Origin of the sequence: Chamaesiphon sp. OTE_8_metabat_110, assembly GCF_031382685.1 — a bacterium.
Taxonomy (GTDB): domain Bacteria; phylum Cyanobacteriota; class Cyanobacteriia; order Cyanobacteriales; family Chamaesiphonaceae; genus Chamaesiphon.
In genome coordinates, this window is record NZ_JANMZA010000559.1 from 1 (window position 1) to 6,963 (window position 6,963).

General features: G+C 46.2%; 5 protein-coding genes and 1 tRNA gene. 5 read left to right on the forward strand and 1 reads right to left on the reverse strand.

What is annotated here, in order from left to right:
* Positions 1 to 176: 176 nt before the first annotated feature.
* From gltD to RMO52_RS20255, 5 genes are all read left to right on the forward strand, one after another.
* Positions 177 to 1,661 carry a glutamate synthase small subunit gene (gene gltD / locus RMO52_RS20235; RefSeq protein WP_310417853.1) on the forward strand — a complete coding sequence of 495 codons (1,485 nt, stop codon included), beginning with the start codon at positions 177 to 179 and terminating at the stop codon, positions 1,659 to 1,661.
* 176 nt (positions 1,662 to 1,837) lie between these two features.
* The gene (locus tag RMO52_RS20240) at positions 1,838 to 2,044 is read left to right on the forward strand and encodes a hypothetical protein (protein ID WP_310417855.1); all 207 of its coding nucleotides are present in this window, start codon (positions 1,838 to 1,840) and stop codon (positions 2,042 to 2,044) included.
* A gap of 183 nt (positions 2,045 to 2,227) precedes the next feature.
* The gene (locus RMO52_RS20245; protein WP_310417858.1) at positions 2,228 to 3,400 is read left to right on the forward strand and encodes an SDR family oxidoreductase; all 1,173 of its coding nucleotides are present in this window, start codon (positions 2,228 to 2,230) and stop codon (positions 3,398 to 3,400) included.
* 124 nt (positions 3,401 to 3,524) lie between these two features.
* Positions 3,525 to 5,207 carry a leucine-rich repeat domain-containing protein gene (locus RMO52_RS20250; RefSeq protein WP_310417861.1) on the forward strand — a complete coding sequence of 561 codons (1,683 nt, stop codon included), beginning with the start codon at positions 3,525 to 3,527 and terminating at the stop codon, positions 5,205 to 5,207.
* A gap of 51 nt (positions 5,208 to 5,258) precedes the next feature.
* A tRNA-Asp gene (locus RMO52_RS20255) sits at positions 5,259 to 5,332 on the forward strand.
* Positions 5,333 to 5,460: 128 nt separating this feature from the next.
* Here RMO52_RS20255 and RMO52_RS20260 read toward each other — a convergent pair.
* Positions 5,461 to 6,963, reverse strand: a 1,503-nt coding sequence (locus RMO52_RS20260; RefSeq protein ID WP_310417864.1) for a molybdopterin-dependent oxidoreductase, incomplete at its 5' end; no start/stop codon positions are given.

The window sequence follows — 6,963 nt, forward strand, 5'->3', positions numbered from 1 at the left end:
AATAATCATAAAAAGTTAAGTTTAATAACTAGTTGTCAAGAATCATGTATTTTAACTCAGAGCATAGGATAAGAAGATTGAAGCAATAGTTCCCTAGCATGAGTTAAACCGATTAGAATAGCCTGAGTTAAGTACTAAAAAAAGATCGCACAGCCGAGCGATTATTTATCGTAGCTATGGGCAAACCAACCGGATTTATTGAATACCGCCGCGAAGTCGAAGGCGAACTCGCACCACTCGATCGCATCCACAACTGGGATGAATTTCACCTGCCTCTGCCCGACGAAAAGCTCCGCCAACAAGGAGCTAGATGTATGGACTGCGGCACCCCCTTTTGCCATACGGGAACGGTAATTGCTGGCATGGCGAGCGGTTGCCCGATTAATAACCTGATTCCCGAATGGAACGATCTGGTCTATCGCGGACTCTGGCGTGAAGCTCTCGATCGACTGCACAAAACCAATAACTTCCCCGAATTCACGGGTAGAGTTTGCCCCGCACCTTGCGAAGGTTCCTGCGTACTGGGTATCCACAACCCTCCAGTGACGATTAAAAGCATCGAACATTCGATCGTCGATAAAGGCTGGGAAGAGGGCTGGATCGTCCCCACACCCCCTGCAAAACGCACGGGCAAGAAAGTCGCGATCGTCGGTTCTGGCCCCGCTGGACTCTGTGCCGCCGCCCAATTGAATCAAGCCGGACATTGGGTAACAGTATTTGAACGTGCGGATAGACCGGGCGGACTGCTGATGTACGGCATTCCCAATATGAAGCTCGAAAAGGAGCAAGTCGTCCTGCGCCGGATCGAACTCCTGGAAGCCGAAGGGATCGCCTTCAAGTGCAACGTGGAAGTCGGTAAGGATGTCACTGCCGAAGATTTGCGTAAAGACTACGATGCTGTCATCCTCTGCACTGGAGCCACCAAACCCCGCGATCTCCCGATCGAAGGTCGTCAGCTTAAAGGCATCCATTTCGCGATGGAATTTCTCACGGCTAATACTCAAGCCGTCTTAGATGGTAAAGAAAATAGTGACTTTATCTCCGCCGCAGGTAAAGATGTCATCATCATCGGCGGTGGCGATACGGGTACCGATTGCGTCGGCACATCTATCCGCCACGGCTGCAATAGCGTCGAGCAGCTAGAAATCATGCCTACACCCCCGCTCAAACGCGCCGCCGACAATCCCTGGCCGGAATGGCCGAAAGTCTATAAAGTGGACTACGGACAAGCAGAAGCCGCCGCTAAATTCGGAGCCGACCCCCGCGCCTATCTCACCACTGCCACCAAATTTGAGGGCGACGCCGATGGTAACGTTACCGCCGTTCATACCGTTCAAGTCCAGTGGGAACGCAACGAACAAGGACAATTCGCGCTCAAACACGTCCCAGGTACCGAGAAAGTCAATCCCGCTCACCTAGTATTACTAGCAATGGGATTTCTCGGCCCCGAACAGCCGTTAGTCGATGCACTGGGTTTAGATAAAGATCCGCGTAGCAATATCAAAGCCGAACATGAAAAGTACATCACCAGTATTCCTGGTGTCTTTGCGGCTGGCGATTGTCGTCGCGGTCAAAGTTTGGTCGTCTGGGCATTTAATGAAGGTCGCGGTGCCGCTCGCGAATGCGACCTGTATCTGATGGGCAGTACTGACTTGCCTTAGATAATCCGGTCTGAACTGTGATTTGGAATGATTAGCAGATAGACTATGATTTTTTAGAGCAGATCGTCAGAGTCCATCCTTAAATCATTCTAAATCATAGTTCAGACGCTGTAAGGATTGATTTGCTTAATCTACAGTTGTTGTAAATGACTGACAAATACATTGAGGTAAATACTATGCAATCGCTGCAAACTGTCTACGAAAATCTCGAACAGATCGATCGAGTCGATGCGACTACTAGTGCGGCATATCGTCAATCGGCACAAGAGGTATTAGCCGATCCGGCAATTAGTCTGGAGTGGCGCAAGGCAATATCCGATCGACTCAATCAAGTCAATCACGAGTTAACTGTTCATGCTCATGTTGATGACGATAGTTATTAATTTAATTGAGAGGTTTTCGGTTGGGTGGAGCGAAGCGAAACCCAACAGCGCTAACATCAATAATATTACGCGATCGTCGATCGAACACTGGGATCGTTGGGTTTCGTGCCTCAACCCAACCTACAATTAAAAAAATTACTGCTGCTAGATTAGTAGGCATAGCCTATTTCTAGAGCGAAGTTAATGAGCAATAAATTCCCGCGTTGTATTGTTTGCAAACAGATATTTATCGATCGACACTGGTATTATCAGCAACTTTGTCAATCCTGCGGCGACTTTAACTATGATAAACAACAAGCAACAGCCTATCTCAGTGGCAAAATTGCTGTAGTTACTGGAGCGCGAGTTAATATCGGTTATGGGGTCTGTTTGCGATTATTACGATCGGGTGCAAGAGTAATTACTACTACGAGATTTCCCCATGATGCAGCTCAGAGATATGCTCAAGAAATCGATTTTGAGGAGTGGCGCGACAGGTTGCAGATCTATCCTCTCGATCTGCGAGATTTAGCCAGAGTGGAAGCATTTACACACTATCTCGCTCGCGTGTATTCTCAGCTAGATATTATCGTCAATAACGCCGCTCAAACCATCCGCCGTCCTCCCGCTTATTATCGACATTTAATCGAGCTAGAATCGCAGCCTGTAGCCCAATTAGAATCACAATTACGAACCCTGATTGCCAATCCTGAATCTAGTTTAGAGCTGAATCACAATACTCTTAACCCTGTCGCTAATTTAGCCGCAATTCAACAGATCGATCTAGTTGCTAGTTTATCGCAAATTCCGATGCTACCTCAAGATGAGGTAGATCCAGAATTATTTCCGATCGATAAATACGATCGCGATGGAAATCAAATCGACTTACGATCGAGTAACAGTTGGTTGCTCAGAGATAATGAGGTAAGTATTGTCGAATTATTAGAGGTTCATGTCGTTAATGCGATCGCACCTTTCGTCATTAATAGTCGGTTGAAAGGGATGATGACTAGAAACCAAAATACCGATAAATATATTATCAATGTCTCTTCTCAGGAAGGCAGATTTAATGGTGTAGATAAACCTTGGCGGCATCCGCATACAAATATGGCCAAAGCCGCACTCAATCAAATGACGCGCACCTGTGCTAAAGAATATGCCAAACATCGCATCTTCATGAATGCCGTCGATCCAGGTTGGATTAGTTTCCAGCATCCATATCCAATCGTGACTGAAATGCTCGATCGGGGGACGGAACCACCATTTACAATTATCGATGCCGCAGCGCGAATTTGCGATCCGATTTGGACGGGATTAAATACAGGTAATAATCAGTTTGGCAGATTATTTAAAGATTATCAAATTGTCGATTGGTGATTGAATTTACCCCCCCAACCCCCCTTATAAAGGGGGGCTTTCGCTCCCTCCCATTTATAAGGGGAGGGCTGGGGTGGGGTCAAGATCTACGTAACCTATCAATAAAACCAAAAGAGTTATATTAATGACACCAGCAGAATTAGAATTAATCATCGATCGAGCCATCCAATCTCGCTCTACCCATCTCGATCTCTATCAAAAATACATCACTAGTTTACCAGGCTCGATCGGCAATCTTACCGATTTAGTCAGCCTCCGTCTAGTTGATAATCGTCTGACTACTCTACCAGACTCGATCGGCAATCTCACTAACTTACGCGAATTGCGACTTTACAAAAATCAGCTCCGCAATCTACCCGATAGTATTGCCAATCTTCAGCATCTCACTTGGCTGAGCTTGAGCCTCAATCGGCTGACTGTATTCCCGGAAAGCATTACCGAGCTCACTAATTTAACAGGACTACTTTTGAATGGCAATCAAATGGTAGCACTACCGCGAAGTATTACTAAGTTGACTAATTTAACCTATCTCGATATTACTGGTAATTCACTGATGGATCTATCGGTGCTACACAGTTTGCCGAATTTAAAGACTGTCAAATTCTGGGGTATAAGTTTACCTCGTAAATATTGGATCGAGATAAGGTTGTTGCCTTACGCTTTGAGACTAGTCGATAGTGAGATTGTCAAGCTCGAAATTAAAAATGATAATCTTAACGATCTTGTTGGTAAATCAATAATTAAGTTGCCAAGAGATTTACAGAAATGCTTGCCAATGGCTAGTAATAAATTCAGCTTAAAATCTCATCTTCACTTATCAAAGAACAATTTAACTTTTATTCCATTTGATATTGGCAAGTTAACGCAATTAACTTGCATAGAATTAAGCAAGAATAAATTGACCTCTCTTCCCGCAAGTATAGGCAATCTGACTAATCTGATTCATCTGGACTTACGAGGTAATCAATTAACATTCTTGCCTAGTAGCATTGATAATTTAAGCAACCTCACTCATTTGTACCTTGGCGGTAATCTTTTTGATTCTGTACCAGATGCGATCGGTGAAATGAGTAAACTAACTCATTTACACCTCAATTCAAATTCTTTAACATCATTACCAGATAGTTTTGACAAACTTTCTGGGTTGCTAGAATTGAATCTTAGTAGTAACAATTTAAGCAGTCCTCCACTCCATCTCGATACATTAACTAAGTTGAAGAGGTTAGATTTATCTCATAATAAACTTACTGAGTTACCTAGTAACATTGGCAACTCGATCGAGCTAGTCAGTCTCAATTTAAGCGGTAATCAATTGACATCGCTACCAAACAGTATCAAATTACTTCGTGAGTTGACGAGTTTAGACTTATTAGGAAATCCGCTTACCGATCTGTCTATTCTCCAACATTTGCCCAAGTTACAATCCATACACTTTCTTGGGCTGTATTTGCCCCGTCGATATTGGACTAAATTGAATAAATGGAAAGCTGAGTGGTTGCGGGATGAAACCAATGCCGAATTACGGCAGAGATTGATTCAACAAATCGGTTATGAAAGAATTTGTCAAGAATTAAATGCAAGTCATCTAGATTCTTGGCGGGAATATACGTTACTCAAAATCGATGGCATAAAAAGATGGCGCAGAAATAGAGATATTTATGAGTCGATAGTATTACTCAAGATGACTTGTCCATCTACCGGACATATTCACGTTTTGCGGGTACCGCCTGAAATGACAAGCGCAGAGGCGGCAATTACTTGGGTAAATCATGGTATTCATCCTGACAAATTTATGATCCAGACATGAATCGATCGATTTCACCGCTTAAATTACCATCCTCTGTTAGGATCGATTTGTGATGGTATAGCTCAATTGGTGAGAGCGCGCGCCTGTCACGCGCGAGGTTAGTGGTTCGAGTCTGCTTGCCATTACACTAACAACGTAGTTTAACTGTCAAAACACTGTGGAGTATACCCAGTCATGCAGGTGCGAATCCTGTCGTTGTTGTCGGCTGAATAGATCTGCACTAATTTATATGTCCCAGTGGCGGACATAAATATCACCCATAGACTCCCAATTTACTCGACACCTTACTCGGCACTCCAAACGGGATTGAAGAGGTAGAAACGATCGATTTGACTGGTACTAGTTGCACCGCACACGCCTTGAGTTCTGGTTGTAATGAATCGGGACAGGCGGCATCGTGGGTAAATAGATTGGCTTCGGCATCTTTTGCCCACAATTCGCCCCAGTGCATCGGTACGAAGACTGTACCGCGATCGATCGCCGCTGTTACTAGTGCTGGAAATCTCCCGGTACCACGCCGCGATCGAATTTCAACCATTTCCCCATTTTCGATCTGCAATCTGGCGGCATCTTTGGGATGAATTTCCACGAAGGGATCGGGGTGCATCTGCTGGAGTTTGGGGATGCGTCCGGTGCGGGTCATCGTGTGCCAGTGACCGTATAACCGCCCAGTAGTCAACACAAATGGATATTCGGGGTTGGGTGGCTCGGCGAGTCCCTTGGAGTGGCACGCAGCAAATTTGGCGCGTTTGTCGGGGTGGTGAAATTGGAGGTTGGTATAGAGGCGTTTGCCGTACTGGGTTTTGCAGCCTGTGGGGTGCGGCCATTGGGTCGGGCCATTATCTTTGAGATATTGATGGCTCAATCCAGTTATGTCACAGGGGCGACCCGCGCTGACTTTGGCAAATTCAGCGTACACGTCAGCACTATTTTTGAACCAAAACTCGTCTTGAAAGCCCAGTCGCCGCCCGACTTCGGCAAAGACTTCCCAGTCGGCTTTGGCTTCACCTGGAGGCGTTCTAAATGCCGGACATAGGGTGACTGTCCGCTCGGAATTAGTCATCACCCCTGTTTTTTCGCTCCATTGGGCAGCAGGGAGGAGGACGTGAGCGTATTTAGCAGTTTCGGTGGGGTAATAGGCATCCTGATGGATCGTAAAAGGCGATCGCATTAAGGCGGCTTTGGTACGATTGATGTCGGGCATACTAACCGCCGGATTGGTGGCTACAATCCACAGCAAGCCGACCAATCCGGTCTCCATGCCTGTTATCATCTCCCAGGCAGTTTTACCCGTGTTGGGGGAGATTCTGCCTGGGGGTAAATTCCAAAGCTGCTCGATTTCAGCACGTTGAGCGGGATTTTTGACGAGGCGATAGCCGGGGAGGATGTGGGCTAGTCCGCCAGCTTCACGTCCGCCCATCGCATTGGGTTGTCCGGTGAGTGAAAATGGCCCCGCGCCCGGTCTACCAATCTGCCCGGTCATCAGATGCAGGTTGATGATGTGGCGGACTTTGGCAGTACCTTCGCTGGATTGGTTGACGCCCATCGACCAAAGTGAGAGGACGTTTTTGGATGCACCCCACCATTTAGCGGTTTTTTCGAGATCGGCTTGGGCGATGCCACATTTGGCGGCAACGATGTCAGGAGGATACTGTTGAATCACCCCCACAAAGGCGGCGAAGTTGCTGGTACAGGATTCGACAAATTGTTGGTCTACTTTACCCGCGCGGAGGAGTAAGTAAGCAATCCCATTCAA